We start from the raw sequence: 25,889 nt of genomic DNA on the forward strand, positions 1-25,889 counted from the left end.
TTGTAATAAAAACCGACATGACCGAATTTACTCTCCACGACCTTCAATGCTTCGATGCGGTGATTCGCACCGGCGGCTTTCAGCCTGCGGCGGCCGTGCTGCATCGCTCGCATCCGGCGGTGTTCGCTGCCGTCGCCAAGCTGGAGCGACAGCTCGACCTTTGCCTCCTGGACCGCAGCGGCTATCGCGTGCGTGCGACCGAGGCAGGGCTGTCGTTCCACCGCCGAGCGCTATCGCTGCTGCGCGAGCTGGATGGTTTGCGCGTCCATGCCGCCCAGTTGGCGATGGGTGAGGAAAGCGAGATCCACGTGGTGATAGGCGACCTGTGCCCGCGCCCGCATGTGCTGGGCATGCTCGGGCGGTTCTTCGCACAGTGCCCCGGCACCCGCCTGCATCTGCATTTCGAAGCGGTCGGCGGCCCATGGGAGCGTCTATTCGATGACGAAGCCGATCTGATCCTGCACTGGGTCGACAAGGGCGATGCGCGGGTGGAATGGGTCGATCTGTGCAAGGTGTCCTTCATTCCCGTGGTGGCGCCGGGCTTTCTGCCCGAGCGTATCGAGCAGCCGATCACCCTGGACCAGATGCAGGCACTCACCCAATGCGTCATGCGCGACAGCGCCCGCCATTCGCCACAACAAAACTATTCGCTGATCGAAGGCGCGCCGCAATGCCTCGTCGCCGACCAGGGCATGAAGAAGGAGATAATCCTGCAGGGCCTTGGCTGGGGCCACCTGCCCCGCTTCCTGATCGAGGAAGAACTGCATGACGGGCGCCTGCAATCCATTGCCGGCCGCCATCTGCCGGGCCGCACCGACGAACTGGTGGTGGCGCGGCGCCGCGACCGGCCGCATGGGCCGATCGCCAACCGGCTGTGGGATCATATCCAGCAGGAAGCGCCGACATTGCGCCGTGCATTGTAGCCGAGGAGGCCCGCCGGACAGATACCGACCAACCAGTCGCGAAAGGCGCCAGTGGAAATCGGTCATTAATGACCGGCCGTGCAATGCCAGGACCTCTCGGGTCCCGTCGAGCGATCACTTCCTGTGATACGCTCCAGGCTGGCGGCCGCTCTTCGGAGCCTTGACGTCCTTTGAACGCTCCGCGATAGCGGGGCCGGCCCCGGACGTCTTTTCGGTTGCGGCGCTCGGCGTGCCTTGCCTTGGCGGGTTTTGTCCGTCCGACTGGCGGGTTCGGTCTTCCACTTCGCCCACCCGGCGGGTGAGCCCCATTCCGCTGGCGGGCTTCTTGTTGGCGGCCGCATCCTGGGCGAATTCATCGGAAGCGTCGGCATCGGTCTTCGCCGGATATTTCGTCGCGCCGGTTTCGTAGCGGGTTTCGTTGTCAGTCATGACATCTCTCCAGTTGCATGACGGATAAACATCTCGGCGGTATCCGAGTTCCAACTCCTGGACTTCCGGACGGATCTGGGTTCCGGGAGCGCCCGGTCGGCCACCCAAGCGACGAGATGAGCAGCACCCTACTGCAGCAGACCCTTGACGATGCCGCTCGCCTTGCCGAAATCCATCTGGCCGGCATATTTCTGCTTCAGTGCGGCAATCACCTTGCCCATGTCCTTCTGGCTGGCCGCACTGGTCGCGGCGATCGCCTCGCGCGCCGCAGCCGTCACCGCCGCATCGTCCAACTGCGTCGGCAGGAAGGTGCGGATGATCTCCATCTCGCCGCGCTCCTGCGCGGCGAGTTCCGGCCGTTTGCCGTCGTCGAAGGCTTTGGCCGATTCCTCGCGCTGCTTCACCATCTTGGCCAGGATCTGCAGGATCTCCTCATCGCTGGCCGGCTCCTTGCCCGAACCGCGATTGGCGATGTCGCGGTCGTGAATGGCCGCTTGGATCAGCCGCAATGTCGGCAGCCGGTGCTTGTCCTGCGCCTTCATCGCGCTCTTCAGGGATTCGGCGATTTTGCCGCGCATGGTACATTCTCCTTCGATCGGCGCGGACAATAGCGCCGGGGGCGAGCCAAGGCAAACCCTGATATGCCGGGGCAAGCCACTGATTTTGCTAGGCGAAATAAAACATGGCGGCATTTCGCATGATCATTGACCGCTCTGCCCCCTTCCCCTATGTACTGGGCCTTGCATGAACGGAAATTTGACTGCGTGGAGGCCGCGAAAATCGCCGCTTCGCGCCGTTTGCCGCGCAGATGGCCCGCCGGGCCGGTTGCAGCGGGCAGCCCGATAGGAGTGCCGCCATGGCCGAGATGACCGCCGCCTCGACGCCCGCCTGGACCACTGAAAAGCCGACCGCCCTTCTGGTGCTGGCCGACGGCACCGTCATCGAAGGTCGCGGCCTCGGCGCCACCGGCTCCGCCGTCGCCGAAGTCTGCTTCAACACGGCGCTGACCGGCTACCAGGAAATCCTCACTGACCCTTCCTATGCCGGCCAGATCGTCACCTTCACCTTCCCGCATATCGGCAACATCGGCACCAATGACGAGGACATCGAGGATCTCAATCCGGCCGCCCGCGCCGGCGCCGTTGGCGCCGTGTTCAAGGCCGATGTCACCGACCCGTCCAACTACCGCGCCGGCGCTGGTCTCGACCAATGGCTGAAGAAGCGCGGCATCGTCGCCCTTTCGGGCATCGACACCCGCGCGCTCACCGCGCTGATCCGTGAAAGGGGCATGCCCAACGCCGTCATCGCGCATGCGCCCGATGGCGTGTTCGACCTCGACGATCTGAAGCGCCGCGCCGCCGCATGGTCGGGGCTGATCGGGCTTGACCTCGCCAAGGAAGTCACGTCGGGCCAGTCCTCGGTCTGGCGCGAGACGCCCTGGGTGTGGAACGAAGGCTTTGGCGAGCAGACCGAACCGACAATGCACGTCGTCGCCATCGATTATGGCGTCAAACGCAACATCTTGCGCCTGCTCGCCGGCCTCGGCGCCAAGGTCACGGTGGTGCCGGCCAAGACCGGCGCCGAACAAATCCTTGCCATGCAGCCGGACGGCATTTTTCTCTCCAATGGCCCCGGCGACCCGGAAGCCACCGGTGACTATGCCGTGCCGGTCATCCGGGATCTGTTGAAGACCGACATCCCGGTGTTCGGCATCTGCCTCGGCCACCAGATGCTGGCACTGGCGCTGGGCGGCAAGACCGCCAAGATGCACCAGGGCCATCACGGCGCCAACCATCCGGTCAAGGACCACACCACCGGCAAGGTCGAGATCGTCTCGATGAACCACGGCTTTGCCGTCGATGCCGACTCGCTGCCATCGGGCGTCGAGGAAACCCACGTCTCGCTGTTCGATGGTTCGAACTGCGGCATCACGCTGACCGGCCGGCCGGTGTTCTCGGTCCAGCATCACCCCGAAGCCTCCCCCGGCCCGCAGGATTCGCACTACCTGTTCCGCCGCTTCGTCAATTTGATCCGCGAAAAGCGCGGCGAGGAATTGCTGGCCGAACGGGCCTGATCCTTTGAGGATCGGCTGTTAGCTATAATATCGCTTAACGCAAAGCGATAAATGTGCGATATTATTTGTTGTGAAGACGATCATCCTTTCAGTATCGGCGGCTCGCGATCTCGATAACCTGCCGGCGGATGTCCGCGAGCAGGTTTCCGAAGGTTTGATCACTTACGCCGTCAGCGGTCGTGGAGATGTAAAGCGTCTTGCCGGCCGGAACGGTTATAGACTGCGTATCGGCCGCTACCGCGTCATATTCGACGAAGACCGCACCACGATTCTCGCGATCTACATCGGCAAGCGTGAAACGACGACCTATAGCAGGCCATAGGACAGGACATCATCATGAACGCCCCGCAAATCATCAAGACCTCAACCGGCGAAGAACTGGTCGTCATCCCGAGGGCCGACTACGAGGCATTGCTGCATGCCGCTGAAGAAGCCATGGATGCTGCGGATGTGGCGATCTACGATGAACGGAAGGCCGAGCTCAAAACGGAAAAGCCCCTGCCCGCTGCCGTGACCATGGATATCCTGCGGGGCTCGAGCCGGCTCAAGGCGCTGCGCAATTGGCGCAACCTGACCCAAGCCGATTTGGCGACTGCTATTGGTGTCAGCCAGGGTTTCCTGTCCGACCTCGAATCCAATCGTCGCAAACCATCGCCGCAGACCAGTGCCATGCTGGCAAAGACGCTGGATATCCCCGGCGAATGGATCGAAACCTAGAGCAATCCCGGGAAAAGTGTGAAACGGTTTTCCGTCCGGGAATTGCGTCAAACAAAGACTCTAGTATCTCGTCCTACGCCACCGGCCGGCCTTCGCTGGCTTCCAGGATGGCGAACCATTGCTGGCGGTCGAGGCTGATCTCCAACGCCTTGACCATGGCGGCCAGCCGTTCCGGCTTCATCGAACCCAGCACCGGCACCAATCGGGCCGGATGGCGCAATAGCCAGGCGATCGCGACGGCAGCCAGATCGCCGGCTCCGATCTCGGCGGCCACCGCAGCAAGCGCTGCCCGCACCCGCGCCTCGCGCCCCTCCTTGCCGGTGAACAGCGAGCCGCCCCCGAGCGGCGACCAGATCATCGGCGCATAGGCAAGGCGCTGCGCGTGGTCCAGGCTGCCGTCGGTCAATGCGGCCGTTTTCAGCACCGACATTTCGATCTGGTTGGTGGCGAGGGCGAACGGCAACCGTGAGGCCAGCAGATCGAACTGCGACGGCGTGAAGTTGGAGACGCCGACCGCCCTCACCTTGCCAGATGTGACCAGCTTGGCAAGAGCTGCCGCCGTCTCGTCGGCATCCGTCAGCGGGTCGGGCCGGTGCAGCAGCAACAGGTCGATATAGTCGGTGCCGAGATTGGCAAGCGACCGCTCCACCGACGCAACAATATGGCCGCCACCGGTATCGTAGTGCTTCAGCCGGTTGTCCGGCCGGTTTGGCGACTTCAGCATGATATCGCATTTCGAGATCAGCTCGATGCTGTCGCGCTTGCCTTCCCAGCGCGCCAATCCCGCACCGAAGGCCGCTTCCACCTCGTAGTTCCCATAGATGTCGGCATGATCGAAGCTGGTCAGGCCGAGATCGACGGCGGTGCCGATCAGCCGTGCGACCTGATCGGCATCCGGGCGGGCGGCGCTGTCGAGCAGACGCGAGGCGCCGAAGACCAACCGCGACAGCGACAGTCCGTCCCGAGTCAGCGCAATGCGGCTGTGACTCACACCTGCGCTCCATCTTCGGCGACGCCGGCGGTGACATTTGCGCGCGCCGCGGGCCTCGCCACCTTGGTGACGAAGACGATGACCGCCAGCGTCAGAAAACATGCGCCCACCAGATAGGGCGCACCGCCGAAGGTCACCGGCGCGCTTGGCCCGGTGAGCCAGGAAAAGATCGCCGTATAGAGCAGCGGCGTGATGATCGAGGTGATCGAGAAGATCGAGGTCATCGCCCCCTGCAATTCGCCTTGCGCCGATGGCGGCACTTTGGCGGCGGCGAGGCTCCTCAGCGGTGGATCGGCCAGCGCTTCCAGACAGCCGACGACGATCACCGCATAGATCATCCAGCCTTGCGACGCGAAGGCATAGCCGAAGGCGCTGGCTGCCGTGAATGTCAGGCCGATGACCGCCGTCTTCCACTCGCCAAGCCTCGGGATCACGCGCGGCAGCACCGTCGCCATGACGATCGCACCGCACAGGCCGAAGGCGCCGAGCGAGAAGCCGATCTGCTGCTCGCTCCAGCCATAGCGATAGCTGGAGACGAACGACCAGACCGCCGGATACATCATGTGCCCGAGCGTCATCAGGAAGAAGACAAGCCCGATCCAGCCGATGCCTTGATATTGGCGCATCTGGAGCAGCGTGCCGACCGGGTTGGCGCGTTTCCACTCGAAGCGGCGGCGATGCTTGTCATCGAGCGTTTCCGGGAGGAAAAACAACGCAATGAGGAAATTCACGAAGGCGAGCCCGGCGGCGAAATAGAACGGCACGCGCGGCCCGAACGTACCGAGCAGCCCGCCGAGAACCGGCCCGATGACGAAGCCGACGCCAAACGCGATACCGAGCAGGCCGAAATTCTTTGCCCGGTTCTCATTATTCGAAATATCGGCGATGAAGGCTGAAGTCGTCGAATAGCTGGCGCCTGAAATGCCGGCCAGCACACGCCCGATGAACAGCATCGGGTAGGACCAGGCGACCGCGCAGATCAGATTGTCGATGGAGAAGGTCAGCACCGATGCGAGCAGGATCGGCCGCCGCCCGAACCGGTCGCTCAAGCCGCCCATGATCGGCGCGAAGACGAACTGCATCGCCGCATAGACGAAGAACAGCCAGCCGCCTTCGATCGCCGCGCCGCTGATGCTGACCCCGGTCAATTCCCTGAGATAGGCCGGCAGCACCGGCATGATCATGCCGAAGCCGATAATGTCGAGCAGCAGCGTGGTGAAGACGAGCGCAAGGCCCCGTCTGGCGGTTTTAGGGTCGATCATGCAGGATCAAGCTCCTCTGCTCGCCCTCAGGCGCAGGCGGACGCACTTATAGGCGAGCCCGCCGCAAGGAACAATGTGAGAACAGGCTGATTCTATTCATCCTGACACCCCCTGACGGCAGCATCGCCGGCAGGTGAAGCTCGAAAACGGTCTGTCAGATCGGCCCACTCAGCGTGTTGCACTCCGACAGCTTGCCGCTCTTGTAACCACGCGCCAGCCAGGTCTGCCGCTGCTGCGAGGTGCCGTGGTTGAAGCTTTCCGGCACAACATAGCCTTGCGTCTTCTTCTGCAGCGTGTCGTCGCCGATCTGCTTGGCGGCGTTCAGTGCGCTCTCGATGTCGCCCTGCTCCAATATGCCTTTCTGCCCGGTGTAATGCGCCCACACGCCGGCAAAGCAGTCGGCCTGAAGCTCGATTCGCACCGACATCTGGTTGGCTTCGACCTCGCCCATGCTTTGCCGCATCTGGTTGAACTTGGACATGATGCCGGTCAGGTTCTGCACGTGGTGGCCGACCTCATGCGCAATCACATAGGCGCGGGCGAATTCGCCCGAGGCGCCGAACTGCTGGTCGAGCTGCTGGAAGAAGGTCATGTCGAGATAGACCTTGTGGTCGCCGGGACAATAGAACGGTCCGGCCGCCGCGGAAGCGAAGCCGCAGGCCGAGCGGACCTGGCCGGAAAACAGCACCAGTTTCGGATCCTCGTAGGTTAGGCCCTGAGATTTGAAGATGCCGGACCAGGTGTCCTCGGTCTCGGCCAGCACGGTGGCCACGAACTGCTTCATCTCGTCATTGGCCGGTGTGGCACCGTTGTCCTGTCCGCTGTTGTCGGTGATCTGGCCGCCGCCGCCCGGCAGCAGGCCGCCGTCGCCGCCACCTAGGATCGTCGACGGATCGAAGCCGAAATACCATCCGGCCAGCACCACCAGGATGACGAGGAAGATGCTGCCGCCGCCACCGGTGCGGCCGCCGATCGGAATGCGGAACTGGCCACCGCCGCCGCCGAGTCCGCCACCGCCGCTGTCGCTGCGGTCGTCCTCGATATTGTCACTCTGACGACGGCCCTTCCAGAGCATGGCAACTCCTCGTGCAGCAACTTCCCCGTTGTTCCGGGGCAACAAACAATTATCCCAATGGTTGCGCCAAGTCACAGCATTTTTCGATGGCCTTTTTGGCCATACGGGTCGCCTTGCGGCCAAGCTCGTTGCGGCGAGCGGCTCGGCGTTGCAATCGTCCCCATGGCCGAGACTATCGAAGACCGTTAATGTCCGTTTCTCTGGGAAGCGAGGGGCGCTTGCGGACGATCGGCCAATTCCTGCTGTTGCTGACGGCATTGACTTGTTTCGGCATCGGGTCCGCCCGTGCCGCCACGCTCGATTCCAGCGTTGCCGTCACCGATCCCGCCACCTTGCAGGCGCTGGAGCGTGGTGGCCTGTCGATCAGCCGCCTGCTGGGCCCGGCACTCGGCCTCACCCGCGAGGTCGACAATCGCGGCCTGTTTTCGGTGCCGGCGCTGGCCACGGTGCGCGACACAGTCAAGCGGCAGATAGCCGACGAGCCGAAGACCAGCCCCGATCCCTATGTTGCTGCCATGGCGAAGTCGAAGGACACCAGCCAGAAATTCAATCCGAAATACATCGATGACGACGGCTCGACGCTGGACCTGACCGGCGTCGTCAACCGCATGGACCGCGGCTATCTCGGCCACACCGAATGCGGCGAAATCCGGCTGATCTACCGTTTCCACTATTCGGTCGCGGAAAAGCCTGTGAAGGGAAAGGCGGGCCAGCGCATTTCCTCGCGCCTGCCGCTGACCATGAGCCTGGTGTTCAACGCCAAACCCAGGCAGGCACAAGCGCGCGCCTCGAAGGACCTGCCAAGCGCCACTGACGTGTCCTGCGCCGATGTTGCCCAGCGCTGGCTGGCAGCTGGAAAAAAAGACCTGCCACCCGACCAGCTTGCCGCCTGGCTGCGCTCCGACGAAGGGCCGCTGTCAGGCACCATGCTGAATTCGTCGCAGATCATGCGGCTCGAACTCAACATGCAGGTGCTCAGGCTGTCGGCCTCGACGCGGCGCGATTTCGGCGGCCATGCCGAATATCTCCTGAAGATCTTCAAATGGGATCCGGCTGCGTCCAGCTTCTATGAAGCGAAGATGGAAAACCAGATCGACCGCGCCATTGTGCTGGCCGACAAGCCGTCCTTCGCCAAATGGCTGCTCACCGACCGCAACATCTACGACCTCGACCATGGCCGGCTGGTGATCGACGAAAAGTTCCTGGCCAGGAGCGCCGTCTCCGTCGCCCCCGGCGGTCTCAGCCGGTCGCAGAACAACATCGTCTACGGGCTGGTCGACGACGCGGACATCGACAAGGCGCTGAAGAACTATATCGCCAGGGGCAACACACTCTCGACCATCAAGTCGGTGGCCGGCTTCAACTTGCGGCTCAACGAGATGAGCTGCACCGGCTGCCATCAGACGCGTGGCATTGCCGGTTTCCACTACACCGGCGCAGATCCGGTGAGCGAGCCGCGCCGCAACGCCGTCTTCGTGCCGGGCTCGGCCGTGTTCTTCGCCGACCTGCCGCGCCGCCGCGCCATCGTCGAGCAGTTCGCCGCCGGCAGTCAGCTAGACTTTACGCGCAGCTTCGCCGCCCGTCCGGACGCCAGATATGCCGAGGCGCTGAAAGACACCGACCTCTACAATGGCTGGGGCTCGATCTGCTATCGCGGCGAGGATGCAAGTTTCAAGGACTGGAGCTGCGGTGCGGGCCTGCGCTGCGCCGGTGTCCACGAAAGCGCCTTCCATCCAGGCTTCGGCACCTGCGTCAGCGAAGCAGGCACGGTGGTCGGCGACCCCGTCGAGTTCGGCGAGATCAAGATGTCGAGCTGGGGCAGCGACCAGTATTGCCGCCTGTCGCCGGCCACCGCCAAGGCCTGCGCCATCGACTCCGCGAAGGACAAGAAGCCGCTGGTCAAACTCGCCGGCTATGGCGCCGCGCGCCAGCGCTACGACAATCCGCAGCAGAAGACCGGCGGCTTTCCCGGTGGCATGCTGCGCAAGGCAAGCTGCGACAAGCTTCCCGACGAAGCAACGTGCGGGCGTCTGGCCAAGACCGGCTTCAACGACTGCATCGCGTCGGGCAAGGACCACAAATTCTGCACGAAGGAATTTACCAAGACCGCCGGCCTACGAGCCTGCGACAAGGCGCATCCCTGCCGCGAGGACTACATCTGCACCGCAGGCTATGACGATCTGGCGGAAGCGAAAGCTGGCAAAGGCACCTGCATTCCGCCCTATTTCATCTTCCAGTTCCGCGTCGACGGCCACCCGCGCAGCTGGGTGCAGGACGTCCGCGAGTGAGGGAACGGTTTGTTGAAAGCGCCGCCACCACGTTCCGGCAGACGGCGTTCGCCCAGAACAGCTGACGTCAACCTGACAGACGTCTAATCTTCCTGCTTGGCGCCGGCGCTCTTGCCGTCGGAGCTCTTCGAACGTTCCTCGAAACGCGCCGCGCCCTTTTTCAGCGAATGGTGGGTTTCGGCCTCGGTTTTGCGCTCATCGCTTGCCGCCGCCTGTGTCAGTCCCTCGGCAGCCTGCTTGCCCTTTGCGGTCGGTGCCCGTTCAACGCCCATCGCTTCCTCCCTTGCCGCGACATCGCGCGGTGTCAGCAGCAACGTGCGTGGCGTACGGCGGTTCCGGCGGCTCAGGAAATCCAGCGGCGGGTTCGGCTCAACGCGTCGCCGTCATCGCCTTGCGAAACGCTTCCAGCGTCTCGACGCTGACATGGTGCTCGATGCCTTCGGCGTCGATGCGCGCCGTCTCGGCGCTGACACCGAGCGAGCGCAAAAAGGCTTCCACCGTCTGGTGGCGGATGCGGCTCTCCTCGGCGACCTTGCGGCCGGCATCGGTCAGGAAAACGCCGCGATAGGGCTTTCGCGACACCAGCCCGTCGGCGCACAGCCTGGTCAGCATCTTGGCCACCGTCGGCTGGGCAACGCCAAGGCGTGCGGCAATGTCGACCTGGCGCGCCTCGTTGCCGTCCTCGATCAGATCGGCGATCAGCTCGACATAATCCTCGACCAGCGCGCTGCGGCGCGCTTCGCGCTGCTGCCGGAATCCCTCCGAATGAATTTCGGCGTCGAGCAGCGGCTCACGCGGGACTGGTCTGTTCTTCGGCGCCAATATGCGCTCCTCCCGAGGCTATCACCCGTCCACGCTTTCATAGCACGGGCTCTGATTCTTCAGGCCGTTTATTTGCATTCCGCCACAGGTGCAACCAGCGCTTCCGATTGCCGTTTCACCCGATGACCGCCAGCCGCCTAAAAGCAACGACAATGAAATATAGCATATTGCATAATGTTGAGCCATGGCATAGCTTGAGGCAACATCGTCCAGTCTCGCGGAAAGCCCTCCTTCATGTCTGAAGCCGAAGCCACAGCCTCCCGTTCCTCATGGCGGTTCGCCAGGCCCGACGAGGACGAGCAGCCCAGCCTGCGCGAAGTCAATTCCACAATCGCCGTGCCAAGCTCGGGCGTCTGGTTCCGTCGCCTGTTCGCCTTCATGGGTCCCGGCTACATGGTCTCGGTCGGCTATATGGACCCGGGCAACTGGGCGACGGATCTCGCCGGCGGTGCGCAGTTCGGCTACACGCTGCTGTTCATCATCATGCTGTCCAACCTGATGGCGATCCTTTTGCAGGCGCTGGCGGCACGGCTCGGCATCGCCACCGGCCGCGACCTCGCCCAGGCCTGCCGCGCCTACTATCCCCGTCCAGTCAATTTCGTGCTGTGGATCGCCTGCGAACTGGCCATCATCGCCTGCGATCTGGCCGAAGTCATCGGCACGGCGATCGCGCTGCAACTTCTGTTCGGCATTCCGCTGATCGGCGGCGCCATGCTGACGGCGCTCGATGCCTTCCTCGTGCTGCTGTTGATGAACAAGGGCTTCCGCTATCTCGAAGCCTTCGTCATCGCGCTTTTGATCATCATCTTCAGCTGCTTCGCCATCCAGATCTTCGTCGCCGCCCCGCCGGCCGGCTCGATCCTGCATGCCATGTTCGTGCCGTCGTCGGAAATCGTCACCAATCCGGCGATGCTCTACATCGCCATCGGCATCATCGGCGCCACCGTCATGCCGCACAATCTCTATCTGCACTCTTCGATCGTGCAGACCCGCGCCTATGAACGCACCGACAAGGGCAAGCGCGATGCCATCAAATGGGCAACGACGGACTCGACCATCGCCCTGATGCTGGCGCTGTTCGTCAACGCCTCGATCCTCATCGTGTCGGCGGTCGCCTTCCATAACACCGGCCATCAGGACGTTGCCGAGATCGGCCAAGCCTTCGAGCTGCTGTCGCCGCTGCTCGGCCTCGGCATCGCCTCGATCCTGTTCGCGGTGGCGCTGCTGGCTTCCGGCCTCAACTCCACGGTGACGGCGACGCTTGCTGGCCAGATCATCATGGAAGGCTTTCTGCGCCTGCGCATCCCCAACTGGGCACGTCGGCTTCTGACGCGCGGCCTCGCCATCATCCCGGTGGTGGTCGTCACCGCGCTCTATGGCGAAAAGGGCACCGGCCAGCTGCTGGTGTTCAGCCAGGTGATCCTGTCGATGCAGTTGCCTTTCGCAGTCGTCCCGCTGGTGCAATTCGTCTCCGACAAGAAGAAGATGGGCAATCTCGCCATTCCGCGCGGCGTCGCCGCCCTTGCCTGGGTGGTCGCCGCAGTCATCCTGGGGCTCAACTTCAAGCTGCTCTACGACACCCTGTTCGGGATCGGCTAAGCTCCGCCTCGCCGGGAAATCGACTACCCTCTGCGCAGAGGGTAGCCTCGCGACAAATTGGCAATCCGCGCTATGTTGTCCCGCAGCATGGCCCGGATCGAAGACATCAGGAAATTCTACGCGCGGCTGCTGGTCGCCAATGCCGGCTCGCCCGACCCACGCCTGGAAGCGGCTTTCGCCGAGGTGCCACGCGAAGCGTTTCTCGGTCCCGGGCCGTGGACGGTCATCGCCGGCAACGGCAAGGTCACGACGCCGAGCGCCGACCCGGCTCATATCTATCAGAACGTGCTGGTGACGCTCGACGACGACAAGGGCATCAACAATGGCGAGCCCTTCCTGCACGCCATGTGGATCGGAAAGCTTGCGCCTAAACCTGGTGAGGCCGTCACTCATATCGGCGCCGGCACCGGCTACTACACCGCCGTGCTGGCCAGGCTGGTTTTACCAGGCGGCACCGTCACCGGCTTCGAACTCGACGAAAAACTGGCCGATCTGGCGCGCAAAAATCTCGAAGCATATGGCAATGCAACGGTCGTCCATGGCGATGCGGTGACGACGCCCCTGCCGCCATCCGACATCATCTATGTCAATGCTGGCGTCGCAGCGCCACCAGCAGGGTGGCTGAAGGCGCTGCGACCTGGCGGCCGCATGATCTTCCCCTGGCGCCCGGCCGAGCGCGTCCCACTGGCGGTGATGGTGATCCGCACGCAAAAAGGCTTCGCCTGCGATCCGTTCATGCGATCGTGGTTCATTCCCTGTGTCGGCGCCTCGCTCGCAGACTCAGCGTCGAGGATCCCGACGCGCGAGCAGGCCGCGCGCAGCCGCTCGATCTGGCTGGTCCAGGACAGGGCACCGGACGACACCGCCACCGCCATATCGGGCGATGTCTGGTTCTCGTCGGAAGATCTCCACCCCGGGCCTCGCAAATGATGGTGGTTTGCCAAAATTTCATATGTCCTGTCGGACCGGTGGCTCGTCGCCCGTCCTTGGGCTGAAGTCCGGCCACGACGGCGTGGATCGAAGAACGGGAGCATTGGATGAGAAAGATCATCTCTGCGACATTCGTCAGCCTTGACGGCGTCATGCAGGCACCCGGCGGCCCGGAAGAGGATCCGGCCGGCGGCTTCAAGTTCGGCGGCTGGACCTTCCATTACGTTGACGAGGCGGGGGCCGCGGCGATGGATGAACTGTTCTCCAAGCCTTTCGCCCTGCTGCTCGGCCGCAGAACCTACGACATCTTCGCCGCCTACTGGCCGTATCAGAAAGATCCGATCGCGGATGCCTTCAACCCCGCGACCAAATATGTGGCGACGCATCGGCCTGACACCCTCACCTGGCAGAACACGCAAGCGCTCGGAGCCGATATCATCGCGACGTTGCGCCGCCTCAAGCAGGAGGATGGGCCGGACCTGCTCATCCAGGGATCTGGCGATCTGATCCAGACTTTGCTCGCCAACGGGCTGATCGACGAAATTCGGCTGATGATCTTCCCGCTATTGCTGGGCAAGGGCAAGCGGCTGTTCGGCGACAGCGCGATGCCGGCCGCCTTCAAGCTCATCAAGTCGCAGGCAACCAGCACCGGCGTCATCATGGCGACCTACGAACGATCGGGCGAGATCAAGGTTGGGTCGTTTGTCACAGGGGAGCCGTCCGACGCCGAGCTCGAACGGCGCAAGAACTGGAAGTAGCAGGACGGCCTTTGCACCCTTTCCTCTCCCCCGATCGACGGGGTAGAGGAACCCAAGTTCTGAGAAGTCTCTCAAGCCGCCACCGGCCGTCGTGCCAGCCCATCGCGGATATGGCGTGCGAATTCCTGCGCCGCCGGCCCTACCCCATGCCTCGGCAGATGCAGGTTGATGGCAAAATTCGGCAGTGGCGGCAGGCCGGACTCCGGTGGCAATATGTCGAGATCCGCCGGAACCGTGGAGGCTAGCCAGGCGGTGACGGCGAGGTCGGAGCGCACCGTCGCCGTCGTCGCGTCGATGTTGCCGTTTTCGAACACGGTGCGCCACTCCAGCCCATGCTCACCGAGCGCCGCCAGCACCGCCGGGCGGAAGGCGCAGGTGTCGGCGACGATCGACACCGGCAGCGGCCGCTTGGCGCGGGCAACGCCGCCCTTGGCGCCGACCCAGACCAGCCGGTCGATGGCAAGGCACTCGCCCGCCGACGGGCCGACGCGTTCCTCGATCACCGCAAGGTCGATGGTCCCGGCCGCAAGGGCAGCAGCCAATTCCGGCGACGAGGCGCAGACCAGCGATATCTCAACCTGCGGATAGGTCTCGGCATAGGTCTTCAGCACCGGCGCCAGCAAGGTGCCGACAAGGTCGTAGGGCACGCCGAGCCGCACCTGGCCGGCCACCGGTGTCCCAGCCATCTCCGCCCAGATCTCGTCATTCAAGGCCAGCAACCGCTTGCCCCTGCCGAACAGCTGTTCACCGGCGCGCGTCAGCCGCAAGCCGCGCCGGTCGCGCTCGAAGAGGCTGGAGCCGAGCGCCTCCTCCAGCCGCTTGACCTGCTGGCTGACAGCACCTTGCGTCAGGTGCAGCGCATTGGCCGCCGCCGTCATGCTGGCCTTGTCGGCGACGGTGATGAAGGTGCGGATCAGCGCCATGTCGAGATTTCGGATCATGGCTGGCATTATCCATCCTAATGCCGACCATGGCAAACATTGCATTTACTGAAGTTCGCGCGCAGCTACGATCGCAGCCCTGACAGAGGACGCCGCATGCTCGAGCCCATTCTCCCGCTCATCCTGTTTGCCATCGTCGCCACCACCACGCCCGGCATCGCCACAACCCTGTCTACGGCGTCCGGCGCCCAGTTCGGGTTTCGCCGTTCCGTGCCTCTGCTGGTCGGCAGCGCCGCCGGCCTCGCCACGGTGACGGGTGCCGCCGCCGCCGGGCTCGCCGGTCTGCTGCTTGCCATGCCTTCGCTGCAACTGGCCATGAAGGTCATCGGCTCGCTCTATCTCCTCTGGCTGGCGATCAAGATCGGCCGCAGCGGACCGCCCAATCTGGATGTGAGCATGGCCAGGCCGAACAGCTTTCTCGGCGGCGCCGGCATTCAATGGATGAACCCGAAGGGCTGGGCGATGGGGCTGGGCGCCGCGGCCTCGTTCGCGGCGCTGGCCAGCGGGCCGATGCAGCTCGCGCTGCTGCTCGGCGCCACTTTCGGCCTCGCGGCGGCCGCCTCGCTGTCGCTGTGGTGCGTGGCCGGAATGGTGCTGGCGCGGCTGCTCAAGACCGAATGGCAATGGCGCGCGCTCAACATCGTGCTGGCGCTGGTGCTGGCCGCCTCGATCATTCCGATGTGGCGGACGGCGTAAAGCGCGGCCTTGCAGAACCTGGGTTCCTCGCCCTCGCAACGCGGGGGAGAGGTGGCCGCGAAGCGGTCGGAGAGGGGGCTTCGTAGGGCGGATACTTCTTGAAACTTGATCTCCGTCGAGCCAGTCCCCCTCTCCGTCTCGGCTTCGCCGAGCCACCTTGTATCTACACGAGAGAGATTTCGTGGGATTAGAGCGATTGAGCCAAGGTCCGGGCGGCCGCCCNGCCACCTTGTATCTACACGAGAGAGATTTCGTGGGATTAGAGCGATTGAGCCAAGGTCCGGGCGGCCGCCCGGACCTTGGCTTGGCGAAGTCGCCCGTACCACCTGAGGTTACAACCGCGGGAGAGCTTGGGATCTTCGCCTTCGTCACGCACGACCGAACAGTCGCTTGGTTCCAACCGTACGCACAAGGCAGGTTACCGTGAACAGGATTATTTGTGGAGTTGATGTTTCGAAAGATTGGCTGGACGCGCATGTCCGGCCTGGCGGAGCGGCAGCGCGCTTCGCCAACGATGCGGCGGGGATTGCAGCTCTTTGGCTGTTCTGCCGCAGCCATGGCGCAGCCCTTGCGGTGATGGAGGCATCGGGCGGCTATGAACGGCTGGGGTTCATGCTCTTGTGGGCGCACGGCATGCCGTGCGGCGTGGTCAATGCCAAGAGCGTGCGCCGTTTCGCCGAGGCGATGGGCTATCTGGAGAAGACCGACAGGATCGACGCCGCTGTCATCGCCCATTACGGCGCAGTCAAGAACACGGTGCCGACGCCACCGCCAAGCGCTGCCCAACAGCGGCTTACCGCGTTGGTTGGCCGGCTTTGCCAGATTGTCGGCGATGCGACCATCAACAAGCAGCGTAGAAGTGCCGCATGCGACGCCGAGGTATGCGCCAGCATCGAGGCGACGCTGGCCTTCCTCAAGCGCGAGCAACGGCGCCTGGAAGGCGAGATTGCCTCGATGATCGATGACGATCCGCTGTGGGCCAGGCTGGAGCGAGCCTTTCGTTCGCTCAAGGGCGTAGCCGGGCGCACTGTCGCCCGTCTGATGGCCGAACTGCCCGAGATCGGCCTCATCTCCAACAAGGCCATCGCCAAGCTGGCAGGCCTGGCTCCTTTCGCCAACGATAGCGGCAAGCGCACCGGCAACAGGCATGTGCGAGGCGGACGCGCCGGGCCGCGTGGCATCCTCTTCATCGTCGCAGCTATCGTGGCCAAATTCGATCCTCATCTCAAAGCTTTCGCTCAACGGTTGCAACAGGCGGGAAAGCCAAAAATGCTCATCCGCATCGCACTCGCCAGAAAACTCCTGGTCATCCTCAATGCAAAAGCACGCGATGCGCGCAACGAGTTCGTAATTGCAACTTGACACCCCAGATAGTCGCTCTCCCCCACTCACGTGGGGGCGAGGAACCCAGTTTCTGCTATCGGCCTCGAAACCCTCAAGCCGCGTAGCGGGCCGCAGGCTTGTCGGCGTGCAGGCTGCCGTAGAAGGCCTGCCGGGCACCGAGGAAAATGTCCAGCTTGGCCGGCTCGGCGAGCGCCGGCACGGTGACGGCTTCACCCCTGGCAAGGCCGACAAGGGCCGCATCGACCATATCGTCGGCCGTCATGATGATTTCCTTCGGAAGCTGGTCGATATCGCTGCCGGCAAGCTCCCAGAAATCGGTCCGTGTCGCGCCCGGCAGCACCACCTGCACCTTCACCTCCGTACCCTCGACCTCGCGGTGCAGAGCCTCGGTGAAGTTGACGACATAGGCCTTGGTGCCGCTGTAGATGCCGCCGAACGAGGTGTCGAAGGCAAGCACCGAGGCGATGTTGACGACCGCACCTCGGTTGCGCGCCAAAAACCCCGGCAGCACGGCACGGGTCAGCCGCGTCAAGGCGATGACATTGACCTTGATCATGCGTTCGGCAGCGTCCGCATCGGCGGTTGCCACCACGGACTGGCCGCCAAGGCCGGCATTGTTGACCAGCAGCGTCACGCTGTCGTCGCTGGCGATCTCCTGCTCGACGCGGCGGACGTCGTCGTCGTTGGAGAGGTCGGCGCTGATCACGCTGACCTTGCGGCTATAGGTCTGGCGCAGCTTCCCGGCCAGTTCCTCCAGCCGGTCGGCGCGCCGCGCCACCAGCACCAGATCGTAGCCCTGCCCCGCCAGCCGGTCGGCATAGACCGCGCCGATGCCCGACGAAGCACCGGTGACGACCGCCGTGCCCTTGTTGCCCTGTCCACTCATTGTCCTGTTCCTTCTTCGACTGATCTGGTTCGCTTCGACTGATCCGGCGCCGTGGCATCTGCCGCGCTGCCGGAAAGCCGCTTGATTTGAATTAGTGGCATATGCCACTAATTGTGAAGTAGGCATATGCCACTATCTTGTCAATGATACGGACGAGGATTATTTGAGGGTAGCAGCCGGGCCTCATTCGCCGGCGCCAAGGACCATCATGTCAAAGGACAGCTTGCCCGGCCTCACGCTCTGCAACAACGCCGCGCTGCGCCGTGCGGCGCGCAAGCTCGGCAAGTTTTATGATGATGTGGTGGAGCCGTCAGGCCTCAAGGCGACACAGCAGGGCCTGCTCTACCAGATCCATATCGGCGACGAGCCGGCGATGGGCGCCATCGCCACGTCGCTGATCATGGACCTGTCGGCGCTCGGTCATACGTTGAAGCCACTGATCCGCGACGGCTATGTCGAGACCTTCGCCGATCCGGACGACCGCCGCGTCAAGCGCGTGCGGCTGACGCCGCAGGGTCTGGTCAAGCTCGATGAGGCGATGAAGCTGTGGCACATCGCCCAGCAGCGCTTCGAGGACGTGGCCGGCAAGGACAAGGCGGAAAGGCTGCGCGCGGCTCTGGATGAGATCGCCGCGCTGGATTTCGATCTGCCGCCGGCCACGCCCTGAGGCGTTGGGCCGCCGTTGTCAACAGACTCTACTCGGCAGGCATCGCCACGGGCCGAGCCGCCCAGCGGCCGGCCACCACGATGCCAAGCCCGACGATCGGGAAGATCGCGGCGACCATGCCGAGATCGGCCGGCGCGCCGTAGCGCAGCACGGCGCCACCGACCACGGCGCCCAGCGCCACGCCGAGATAGAGCGCCGAGGCATTGAGCGACAGCACGATCGGGGCGGCGTCGGGCGCCAGCTTGATGATGCGGCTGGCCTGCGCCGGCGGGAAGGCCCAGCCGACGATGCCCCACGGCACCATCATCGCCATCAGCGCCGGTCCGGCAATATGCGGCGGCAGAAAGGTCGGGATGACCGATAGCAGGACCAGCATGCCGGCACTCAGCGCCAGCGACCAGCCGACGGTGCGGGTCGCGCCGAACCGGTCGGCGGCCTGGCCGCCGCCAATGTTGCCGATGACGGCACCGACGCCGAAGGCGAGCAGCATGCCGGGCAGCGCGATCTGGCTGAGACCGCCGCCCTCGATGGCAAGCGGCGCGACATAGGCAAAGACGGTGAAGGCGCCGATCAGCGCCAGCACTGTCGTCAACAGGATCGGCATCACGCCGGGACGCAGCGCTGCCGCCAGCCTGCGCTTCAAGGGCAGCCTGGTGCCAACGATGCCCCGCGGCAGCCGGTACCACAGGATCGCGCCTGCAAGCGCGCCAAGGCCGGCGATGGCAAAAAAGGTGCCGCGCCAGCCGGCAACGGTGGCAACGAGCGCGCCCAGCGGCGCACCCAGGGCAACGGCCACCGTAGTGCCGCCAACGACGACGGCGATGGCACGCGCCCGGTGATGGTCATCGACCAGCGCCACCGCGGTGCCTTGCGCGGTTGCGGCGAACAGGCCCGACGACAGCGCCATGACGATGCGCGCGATCAGCAGCAGTTCGAAGGAGGAACTCAAGGCAGCAGCGATGTTGCCGAGCACGAAGAACACCAGCGTCCACAGGATGACGCGGCGCCGGTCCCATTCGCCTGTCAGCGTCGCCAGGATCGGCGTGCCGATCGCATAGGCGAGCGCAAAGGCGGTGATCAGCGTGCCGGCCAGCGGAATGGAGATGCCGGCATCCGCCGCGATGTCGGGCAGAAGGCTGGAGATGACGAAGCCTTCGGTCGAGATCGTAAACGATCCGAGCGCTAGCCAGAAAAGGCGCTTGTCCATGGCGGGATGTCCTTAGTTCAAAAGTTATTGAACAATTGGACATAATAGGGCATCATGTCAATGAAGCCAGGGAAAAATAGCTGAACCTTCCTGACAGCCCTGTGTCAGCACAGGTCGGCGCGAGACGGAGAAAGGCCGCGTGCGGGCCAACAATGATGGATGCGTTGAAATCGGACCCGACTGTGCTTAGTTTCGAGCCATGACCTTGCCACACCCCAATACGGACCAGATCAGCCTGCCGATCGTGCTTGGCGTGCTCGGCGATCCGACCCGGCTCGCCATCGTGCGCTATCTCGCCAGCAAGCAAGGCGTGCCGCTGAACTGCAGCCAGTTCCTGGATTTCGGCTCGAAGACCAATCTGAGCTACCACCTCGCCAAACTGCGCGAGGCCGGCGTCACCCGTGCCGAGGTGGTCGGCACCAACCGCATGATCACACTGCGCCGCGCCGATCTCGACGCCCGCTTCCCCGGCCTGCTCGACAGCGTCATCGCCGCCGCCGGCAACGATCCGGCAGTGCCGGCGGTCGGCGGCCACGACATCGAAATCCACGCCTGAACGCCGAAGAATTTGGGTTCCTCGCCTTACGGACGTGGGAAAAGGAAAAGCGGCGTCACACAGGAGCCTCCCGAAAATGCGCATCGCCGTCCTCGCCGATATCCACGGCAATGTGCTGGCGCTCGACGCCGTGCTTGACGATCTGAAGCGGCGCGGCGGCGCCGACCTGACCGTCAACCTGGGTGACAGCGTTTCCGGCCCGCTCTGGCCGCGCGAGACGTTTGCGCGGTTGGAGGCGCTGAACCTGCCGACAGTGCGCGGCAACCACGACCGCCGTGTCGCCGCCGACCCCGCTGATGACACCATGTGGCCCTCCGACGCCTATGCGCAGGAGCGGCTGACCGAGACGCAGCGCCAGATGCTTTTCGCCCAGCCGCTGACGCTGGAGATCGCACCCGGAATCATCGCTTTCCACGCCCGTCCCGACCATGACGAGAAATATCTCGCCGATACCATCGTCAATGGCCAGCTGGTGCGTGCGCCGCTGACGGCGATCCGGCGGCGGCTGAAGGCGCTCGACCCGGCTTGCCGCATCGCGCGCTGTGCGGCCACAGCCACCGCGCGGAACTGATCCGCGTCCCCGATGGTCCCGTCATCTTCAACCCGGGCAGCATCGGCTGCCCCGCCTATGACGATTCCACACCGCCGGCGCATGTCTCCGAGCAGGGCTCGCCGCATGCGCGCTACGGCATCGTCACCTTGGGCAGCAACGGCCAGTCCGACCGCTTCGAGGCCATCGCCGTCGACTACGACCACGAGGCGGCCGCCAGGCAAGCCGAACAGGCGGGCCGGCCGGAATGGGCTCACGCGCTCAGAACAGGGTTCATGCCCATGCCCGGCTGAACGCTCTTGCGTTCATGCCCGGCTGAGTAGGCTCACGGCCTGGCGGGCCGGGTTGGGACCGGCGGAACGGCGAGCCGAATTTTCGGGCTTACATGGCGCCGCGTCGTCCCTTATAAAACCGGCCGGGCTTGCGGCGGGCTCGATCCGCCGCGGCATGATGTCAGCGCACGGCCAAACGATGAGGCGCACAGTTACGCTCCGAACAACCCTGCATGCGCTGATTGCTGCTCCGCTGTTGATGACGGCGTGGCCGGTGATTGCCCCCGCTATGGCTGAAGAGATGGCCCAAGAGGCGCCGGACCTCGTCATCTCCGTCGTCACCGGCCTGGCGCCGGACGATCTTCTCAAGGTCCGCACCACCGCATCGCCGGTCGCCACGGTCGAGGCGCGGCTGAGCAGCGGCGACATGGTCACCAATCTCGGCTGCAACGACATCAACGGCTACAAATGGTGCAAGATCGAGAGCACGGGCAAGGAGAAGCTGAGCGGCTGGGCGCCGGCGCGCTATCTCATCCCCCTCAATCCGGCCCCCTATGTCGAAGGCGAGACAAGACCGGCCGATTCGCCGGTGGTTGCCTCCACCGGCAGCGCCAATGAGGCCGGGCAGGCCTCGGCGCCGGATCAATCGCAGGCCACCGATAGGGCGCCGGTCGCACCGCCCGACCTGACAGCGCGGCTTGGCGGCGCCGGTCCGGCAGTCGAAAGCACGCCAAAATCCGCCGCCGAAATCGGCCGCGCCGCGATGCAGGATGCGTACGTACTGGCGCTGGCGGCGCCTGACGTCCCGCTTGATTCCGTTCCGACGCCGGCTTCTGGCCCCGAGATTCCCTGCGCCCGCTATGTCGGCCAGCCAATGGAGCGCTGCAAGGTCAGCGTGGTGCACACCGCCGACAAGGCGAACATCACTGTGACCTGGCCCGATGGCGGCACGCGCATCATCTCCTTCCGTGCCGGCCAGCCGGCCGGTTCCGACGCGGACGGCAATTTCCGCTTCACTCGGGAGGGCAGCCTCAACATGATACGCATCGGCGAGGCCGAGCGGTTTGAGATTACGGATCAGCTGGCGCTGGGGAATTAGAATTTAGGGGAGTAGGGGAATAAGGGAATAAGGGAGTATGTTTGGAATTCCCTCGAACCCACACCCTATTCCCCTATTCCCCTATTCCCCTATTCCCCTATTCCCCTATTCCCCTATTCCCCTATTCCCCTACTCCCCTACCTCGCATTTTCGGGGTTACATCAGTCAAAACTCTTCCCTATAAGGCCCTCCTAGCCTGATACCAGAATCGCGAGCACAACCGGCCGGGTCTTCCCGTCCCGGTTTTTTGTGCAAGCCGCCCGCCGAACGGACCTTTGACATGCCAAGACGCACTGACATCAAGTCGATCCTGATCATCGGGGCCGGCCCCATCGTCATCGGCCAGGCCTGCGAGTTCGACTATTCCGGCACGCAGGCGTGCAAGGCACTGAAGGAGGAAGGCTTCCGCGTCATCCTGGTCAATTCCAACCCGGCCACCATCATGACCGACCCGGAACTGGCCGACGCCACCTATATCGAGCCGATCACGCCTGAAGTGGTCGCCAAGATCATCGCCAAGGAGCGGCCCGACGCGCTGCTGCCGACCATGGGCGGCCAGACCGCGCTCAACACCGCTCTGTCGCTGCGCCGCATGGGCGTGCTCGAGCGTTACAATGTCGAGATGATCGGCGCCGACGCCACGGCCATCGACAAGGCCGAGGACCGCGCGCTGTTTCGCGAGGCGATGCACAAGATCGGGCTGGAAACGCCGAAGTCGATGCTGGCCAACGCCACCGACGTCAAGAACACCGACCGCAAGACGCATGAGGCCGAGCGCGCCGCGGTCAAGGCCGAAGCGCCGGCCGATCTCGACGCCGCGCTCGACGCGCTGGAAACAAGCTGGAACCTCGGCGAAGGCGACCGCAAGCAGCGCTACATCAGCCATGGCATGGCGATCGCCGCCCAGGCGCTCGACCATGTCGGCCTGCCCGCCATCATCCGCCCGTCCTTCACCATGGGCGGTACCGGCGGCGGCATCGCCTACAACCGCGCCGAATTCTACGAGATCGTCCAGTCCGGCCTTGACGCCTCGCCGACCACCGAAGTGCTGATCGAGGAGAGCGTGCTCGGCTGGAAGGAGTATGAGATGGAGGTCGTCCGCGACAAGGCGGACAATTGCATCATCGTCTGCTCGATCGAGAACATCGACCCGATGGGCGTGCACACCGGCGATTCGATCACCGTCGCCCCGGCGCTCACGCTCACCGACAAGGAATACCAGATGATGCGCAACGCCTCGATCGCGGTGCTGCGCGAGATCGGCGTCGAGACCGGCGGCTCCAACGTGCAGTTCGCCGTCAACCCGGCCGATGGCCGCCTGGTCGTCATCGAGATGAATCCGCGCGTCTCGCGCAGCTCCGCCTTGGCTTCAAAGGCGACCGGTTTCCCGATCGCCAAGATCGCCGCAAAACTCGCGGTCGGCTACACGCTGGACGAGCTGGAGAACGACATCACCGGCGGCGCGACGCCAGCCTCCTTCGAACCGTCGATCGATTACGTCGTCACCAAGATCCCGCGCTTTGCGTTCGAGAAATTCCCCGGCGCCGAGCCGGTGCTGACCACCGCCATGAAGTCGGTCGGCGAAGTGATGGCCATCGGCCGCACCTTCCAGGAATCGCTGCAGAAGGCCCTGCGTGGTCTGGAAACCGGCCTGACCGGGCTCGACGAGATCGAGATTCCCGGCCTCGGCTACGGGGCCGCCAACCATGTCGACGACCGCAACGCCATCCGCGCCGCACTCGGCACGCCGACGCCCGACCGGCTGCGCATGGTGGCGCAGGCGATCCGCATGGGCACCTCGCTGGAAGACGTGCACGCAATGTGCAAGATCGACCCGTGGTTCCTCGAGCAGATCGCCGGCATCGTCGCCATGGAAGCACGCATCCGCGAGCACGGCATCCCGCAGGACGCCGTCAACCTGCGCATGCTGAAGGCGATGGGCTTCTCCGATGCGCGCCTCGCGTCACTGACGAAGACAGACGTGGAAGTGATTGCGAAGATTCGCGAAAAGCTCGACGTTCATCCGGTCTACAAGCGCATCGACACCTGCGCCGCCGAGTTCGCCTCGCCCACCGCCTACATGTACTCGACCTATGAGGTGCCGTTCGCAGGCAGCCTCGCCAACGAGGCGCAGGTGTCGTCGCGCAAGAAGGTCGTCATCCTCGGTGGCGGTCCGAACCGCATCGGCCAGGGCATCGAGTTCGACTATTGCTGCTGCCACGCCGCCTTCGCGCTGCGCGACGCCGGCTACGAAGCGATCATGATCAACTGCAATCCGGAGACGGTCTCCACCGACTACGACACGTCGGACCGGCTCTATTTCGAGCCGCTGACAGCGGAAGACGTGCTGGAGATCCTGCGCGCCGAGCAGGCCTCGGGCGAACTGGTCGGCGTCATCGTCCAGTTCGGCGGCCAGACGCCGCTGAAGCTCGCCGATGCGCTGGAGAAGGCCGGCATCCCGATCCTCGGCACCTCGCCCGACATGATCGATCTGGCCGAAGACCGCGACCGCTTCCAGAAGCTGCTGCACAAGCTCGGCCTCAGCCAGCCGAAGAACGGCATCGCCTATTCGGTCGAGCAGGCCCGCCTGGTTGCCGGCGAGCTCGGCTTCCCGCTGGTGGTGCGCCCGTCCTATGTGCTCGGCGGCCGCGCCATGCAGATCATCCATGACGAGGGCATGCTGCAGACCTATCTGCTCGACACCGTGCCTGGCCTAGTGCCGGAGGACATCAAGCAGAAGTACCCCAACGACAAGACCGGGCAGATCAACACGCTGCTGGGCAAGAACCCGCTGCTGTTCGACACCTATCTCAGTGGCGCCATCGAGGTCGATGTCGACTGCCTCTGCGACGGCAAGTCGACCTTCGTCTCCGGCATATTGGAGCACATCGAGGAGGCCGGCATCCATTCGGGCGACAGCGCCTGCTCGCTGCCGGTGCACTCGCTGCCTTCGGAACTGGTCGACGAGTTGGAGCGGCAGACGGCGGCGCTCGCCCGCGCGCTCAATGTCGGCGGCCTGATGAACGTGCAGTATGCGATCAAGGACGGCACGGTCTATGTGCTGGAGGTCAATCCGCGGGCGTCACGCACCGTGCCCTTCGTCGCCAAGACCATCGGCCGGCCGATCGCGAAAATTGCTGCCCGCATCATGGCCGGCGAAAAGCTGGAAGACGCTTTCGCCCATTACGGCGCCATGCCCGACCCCAGAAACCCCGGCCACATCGCGGTCAAGGAAGCCGTCTTCCCCTTCGCGCGCTTCCCCGGCGTCGACATATTGCTCGGGCCGGAAATGCGCTCGACCGGCGAGGTCATGGGCCTCGACCGCGACTTCGCGCTCGCCTTCGCCAAGAGCCAGCTGGGCGCAGGTGTTGATCTCCCCCGCTCCGGCACCCTGTTCGTCTCGGTGCGGGACGAGGACAAGAAAGGCATCCTGCCGGCGGTCAAGCGCCTCGCCGGCCTCGGCTTCAAGGTGCTGGCGACCTCCGGCACCGCCCGCTTCCTCGCCGAAAACGGCGTCGACGCCCAAAAAATCAACAAGGTGCTGGAAGGCCGCCCCCACATCGAAGACGCCATCCGCAACCGCCAGGTGCAGATCGTCTTCAACACGACGGACGGCCAGAAGGCGGTGTCGGACTCGAAGTCGCTGCGGCGCGCGACGCTGATGCAGAAGGTGCCGTATTATACGACGCTATCGGGAGCGGCCGCGGTGGCGGAAGCGATTGCGGCGCTGAAGGCGGGGAGCCTGGAGGTCAGGCCGCTTCAGGAGTATTTTGGCTGAACGATGTTCGCCGCAATTGGCCCTT

The 25,889-nt window shown here is 64.2% G+C and carries 24 protein-coding genes and 1 pseudogene; 15 read left to right on the plus strand and 10 right to left on the minus strand.

Going from position 1 to position 25,889, the window contains the following annotated elements; translation table 11 throughout:
* The first annotated feature begins 17 nt into the window (after positions 1-17).
* Positions 18-923: a LysR family transcriptional regulator gene (locus X735_RS159525; RefSeq protein ID WP_023809682.1), complete on the plus strand. Its 906-nt coding sequence runs from the start codon at positions 18-20 to the stop codon at positions 921-923.
* A gap of 114 nt (positions 924-1,037) precedes the next feature.
* Here X735_RS159525 and X735_RS159520 read toward each other — a convergent pair whose 3' ends face one another.
* Both X735_RS159520 and X735_RS159515 read right to left on the minus strand, forming a co-directional pair.
* The gene (locus tag X735_RS159520) at positions 1,038-1,352 is read right to left on the minus strand and encodes a hypothetical protein (RefSeq protein WP_023809683.1); all 315 of its coding nucleotides are present in this window, start codon (positions 1,350-1,352) and stop codon (positions 1,038-1,040) included.
* Positions 1,353-1,480: 128 nt separating this feature from the next.
* A complete protein-coding gene (locus tag X735_RS159515) occupies positions 1,481-1,930 on the minus strand; it encodes a GatB/YqeY domain-containing protein (protein WP_023809684.1) in 450 nt (149 codons plus the stop codon).
* Positions 1,931-2,208: 278 nt separating this feature from the next.
* Here X735_RS159515 and carA point away from each other — a divergent pair, with 278 nt between their 5' ends.
* The 3 genes from carA (at position 2,209) to X735_RS159500 (ending at position 4,143) form a co-directional block, all read left to right on the plus strand.
* Positions 2,209-3,426 carry a glutamine-hydrolyzing carbamoyl-phosphate synthase small subunit gene (gene carA, locus X735_RS159510; RefSeq protein ID WP_031212679.1) on the plus strand — a complete coding sequence of 406 codons (1,218 nt, stop codon included), beginning with the start codon at positions 2,209-2,211 and terminating at the stop codon, positions 3,424-3,426.
* A 70-nt stretch (positions 3,427-3,496) separates the two neighbouring features.
* Positions 3,497-3,748 (plus strand): type II toxin-antitoxin system RelE/ParE family toxin, encoded by a 252-nt coding sequence (locus X735_RS159505; RefSeq protein ID WP_023809686.1) that lies wholly within the window; start codon positions 3,497-3,499, stop codon positions 3,746-3,748.
* A 14-nt stretch (positions 3,749-3,762) separates the two neighbouring features.
* Complete coding sequence (locus X735_RS159500) at positions 3,763-4,143, plus strand: helix-turn-helix transcriptional regulator (protein WP_023809687.1); 381 nt, start codon at positions 3,763-3,765, stop codon at positions 4,141-4,143.
* Positions 4,144-4,216: 73 nt separating this feature from the next.
* Here the strand turns inward: X735_RS159500 and X735_RS159495 are convergent, their stop codons facing one another.
* The 3 genes from X735_RS159495 to X735_RS159485 form a co-directional block, all read right to left on the minus strand.
* Positions 4,217-5,134 carry an aldo/keto reductase gene (locus tag X735_RS159495; protein ID WP_023809688.1) on the minus strand — a complete coding sequence of 306 codons (918 nt, stop codon included), beginning with the start codon at positions 5,132-5,134 and terminating at the stop codon, positions 4,217-4,219.
* The gene (locus X735_RS159490) at positions 5,131-6,396 is read right to left on the minus strand and encodes a tetracycline resistance MFS efflux pump (RefSeq protein ID WP_023809689.1); all 1,266 of its coding nucleotides are present in this window, start codon (positions 6,394-6,396) and stop codon (positions 5,131-5,133) included. Before X735_RS159490 ends, X735_RS159495 begins: the two co-directional genes overlap by 4 nt.
* Positions 6,397-6,550: 154 nt before the next feature.
* Positions 6,551-7,471, minus strand: coding sequence for a neutral zinc metallopeptidase (locus X735_RS159485; protein WP_023809690.1), 921 nt, complete (start codon positions 7,469-7,471; stop codon positions 6,551-6,553).
* Positions 7,472-7,659: 188 nt separating this feature from the next.
* On the opposite strand from X735_RS159485, the gene X735_RS159480 reads away from it, so the two are divergent.
* Positions 7,660-9,759, plus strand: a complete 2,100-nt coding sequence (locus X735_RS159480; RefSeq protein WP_031212682.1) for a hypothetical protein — start codon at positions 7,660-7,662, stop codon at positions 9,757-9,759.
* An 83-nt stretch (positions 9,760-9,842) separates the two neighbouring features.
* Here the strand turns inward: X735_RS159480 and X735_RS159475 are convergent, their stop codons facing one another.
* Together X735_RS159475 and mntR are read right to left on the minus strand one after the other, a co-directional pair.
* Complete coding sequence (locus tag X735_RS159475) at positions 9,843-10,031, minus strand: hypothetical protein (protein ID WP_023809692.1); 189 nt, start codon at positions 10,029-10,031, stop codon at positions 9,843-9,845.
* 97 nt (positions 10,032-10,128) lie between these two features.
* Complete coding sequence (gene mntR / locus X735_RS159470) at positions 10,129-10,581, minus strand: manganese-binding transcriptional regulator MntR (protein ID WP_023809693.1); 453 nt, start codon at positions 10,579-10,581, stop codon at positions 10,129-10,131.
* A gap of 234 nt (positions 10,582-10,815) precedes the next feature.
* Here mntR and X735_RS159465 point away from each other — a divergent pair, with 234 nt between their 5' ends.
* The 3 genes from X735_RS159465 to X735_RS159455 all read left to right on the plus strand — a co-directional run bounded on the left by X735_RS159465 (position 10,816) and on the right by X735_RS159455 (position 13,868).
* The gene (locus X735_RS159465; protein WP_023809694.1) at positions 10,816-12,180 is read left to right on the plus strand and encodes an Nramp family divalent metal transporter; all 1,365 of its coding nucleotides are present in this window, start codon (positions 10,816-10,818) and stop codon (positions 12,178-12,180) included.
* Positions 12,181-12,267: 87 nt separating this feature from the next.
* A complete protein-coding gene (locus X735_RS159460) occupies positions 12,268-13,110 on the plus strand; it encodes a protein-L-isoaspartate O-methyltransferase (RefSeq protein WP_023809695.1) in 843 nt (280 codons plus the stop codon).
* A gap of 107 nt (positions 13,111-13,217) precedes the next feature.
* Positions 13,218-13,868, plus strand: a complete 651-nt coding sequence (locus X735_RS159455) for a dihydrofolate reductase family protein (RefSeq protein ID WP_023809696.1) — start codon at positions 13,218-13,220, stop codon at positions 13,866-13,868.
* Positions 13,869-13,939: 71 nt separating this feature from the next.
* On the opposite strand, the gene X735_RS159450 is transcribed toward X735_RS159455, so the two are convergent.
* The gene (locus X735_RS159450; RefSeq protein ID WP_023809697.1) at positions 13,940-14,809 is read right to left on the minus strand and encodes a LysR substrate-binding domain-containing protein; all 870 of its coding nucleotides are present in this window, start codon (positions 14,807-14,809) and stop codon (positions 13,940-13,942) included.
* A gap of 96 nt (positions 14,810-14,905) precedes the next feature.
* On the opposite strand from X735_RS159450, the gene X735_RS159445 reads away from it, so the two are divergent.
* Positions 14,906-15,505, plus strand: a complete 600-nt coding sequence (locus X735_RS159445) for a LysE family translocator (RefSeq protein WP_023809698.1) — start codon at positions 14,906-14,908, stop codon at positions 15,503-15,505.
* A 423-nt stretch (positions 15,506-15,928) separates the two neighbouring features.
* The gene (locus tag X735_RS159440; RefSeq protein ID WP_023809699.1) at positions 15,929-16,867 is read left to right on the plus strand and encodes an IS110 family transposase; all 939 of its coding nucleotides are present in this window, start codon (positions 15,929-15,931) and stop codon (positions 16,865-16,867) included.
* A gap of 73 nt (positions 16,868-16,940) precedes the next feature.
* Here the strand turns inward: X735_RS159440 and X735_RS159435 are convergent, their stop codons facing one another.
* Positions 16,941-17,735 (minus strand): SDR family oxidoreductase, encoded by a 795-nt coding sequence (locus tag X735_RS159435; RefSeq protein WP_023809700.1) that lies wholly within the window; start codon positions 17,733-17,735, stop codon positions 16,941-16,943.
* A gap of 208 nt (positions 17,736-17,943) precedes the next feature.
* On the opposite strand from X735_RS159435, the gene X735_RS159430 reads away from it, so the two are divergent.
* Positions 17,944-18,402 (plus strand): MarR family winged helix-turn-helix transcriptional regulator, encoded by a 459-nt coding sequence (locus X735_RS159430; RefSeq protein ID WP_023809701.1) that lies wholly within the window; start codon positions 17,944-17,946, stop codon positions 18,400-18,402.
* 28 nt (positions 18,403-18,430) lie between these two features.
* Here X735_RS159430 and X735_RS159425 read toward each other — a convergent pair whose 3' ends face one another.
* Positions 18,431-19,609, minus strand: a complete 1,179-nt coding sequence (locus X735_RS159425) for an MFS transporter (protein WP_023809702.1) — start codon at positions 19,607-19,609, stop codon at positions 18,431-18,433.
* A 199-nt stretch (positions 19,610-19,808) separates the two neighbouring features.
* Between X735_RS159425 and X735_RS159420 the strand changes: the two genes are divergently transcribed.
* From X735_RS159420 to carB, 4 genes and pseudogenes are all read left to right on the plus strand, one after another.
* Positions 19,809-20,165 (plus strand): helix-turn-helix transcriptional regulator, encoded by a 357-nt coding sequence (locus X735_RS159420; protein WP_023809703.1) that lies wholly within the window; start codon positions 19,809-19,811, stop codon positions 20,163-20,165.
* Between the two features lie 76 nt (positions 20,166-20,241).
* Positions 20,242-21,008: pseudogene (locus tag X735_RS1000000170380) on the plus strand (metallophosphoesterase family protein).
* Between the two features lie 178 nt (positions 21,009-21,186).
* Entirely contained in the window at positions 21,187-22,086 is a 900-nt protein-coding gene (locus X735_RS159415; protein WP_023809704.1) for an SH3 domain-containing protein, read from the plus strand.
* Between the two features lie 280 nt (positions 22,087-22,366).
* Complete coding sequence (gene carB / locus X735_RS159410) at positions 22,367-25,864, plus strand: carbamoyl-phosphate synthase large subunit (protein ID WP_023809705.1); 3,498 nt, start codon at positions 22,367-22,369, stop codon at positions 25,862-25,864.
* The last annotated feature ends 25 nt before the right edge of the window (positions 25,865-25,889 follow it).

Origin of the sequence: Mesorhizobium sp. L2C084A000 (assembly GCF_000502875.1) — a bacterium.
Taxonomy (GTDB): Bacteria; Pseudomonadota; Alphaproteobacteria; order Rhizobiales; family Rhizobiaceae; genus Mesorhizobium.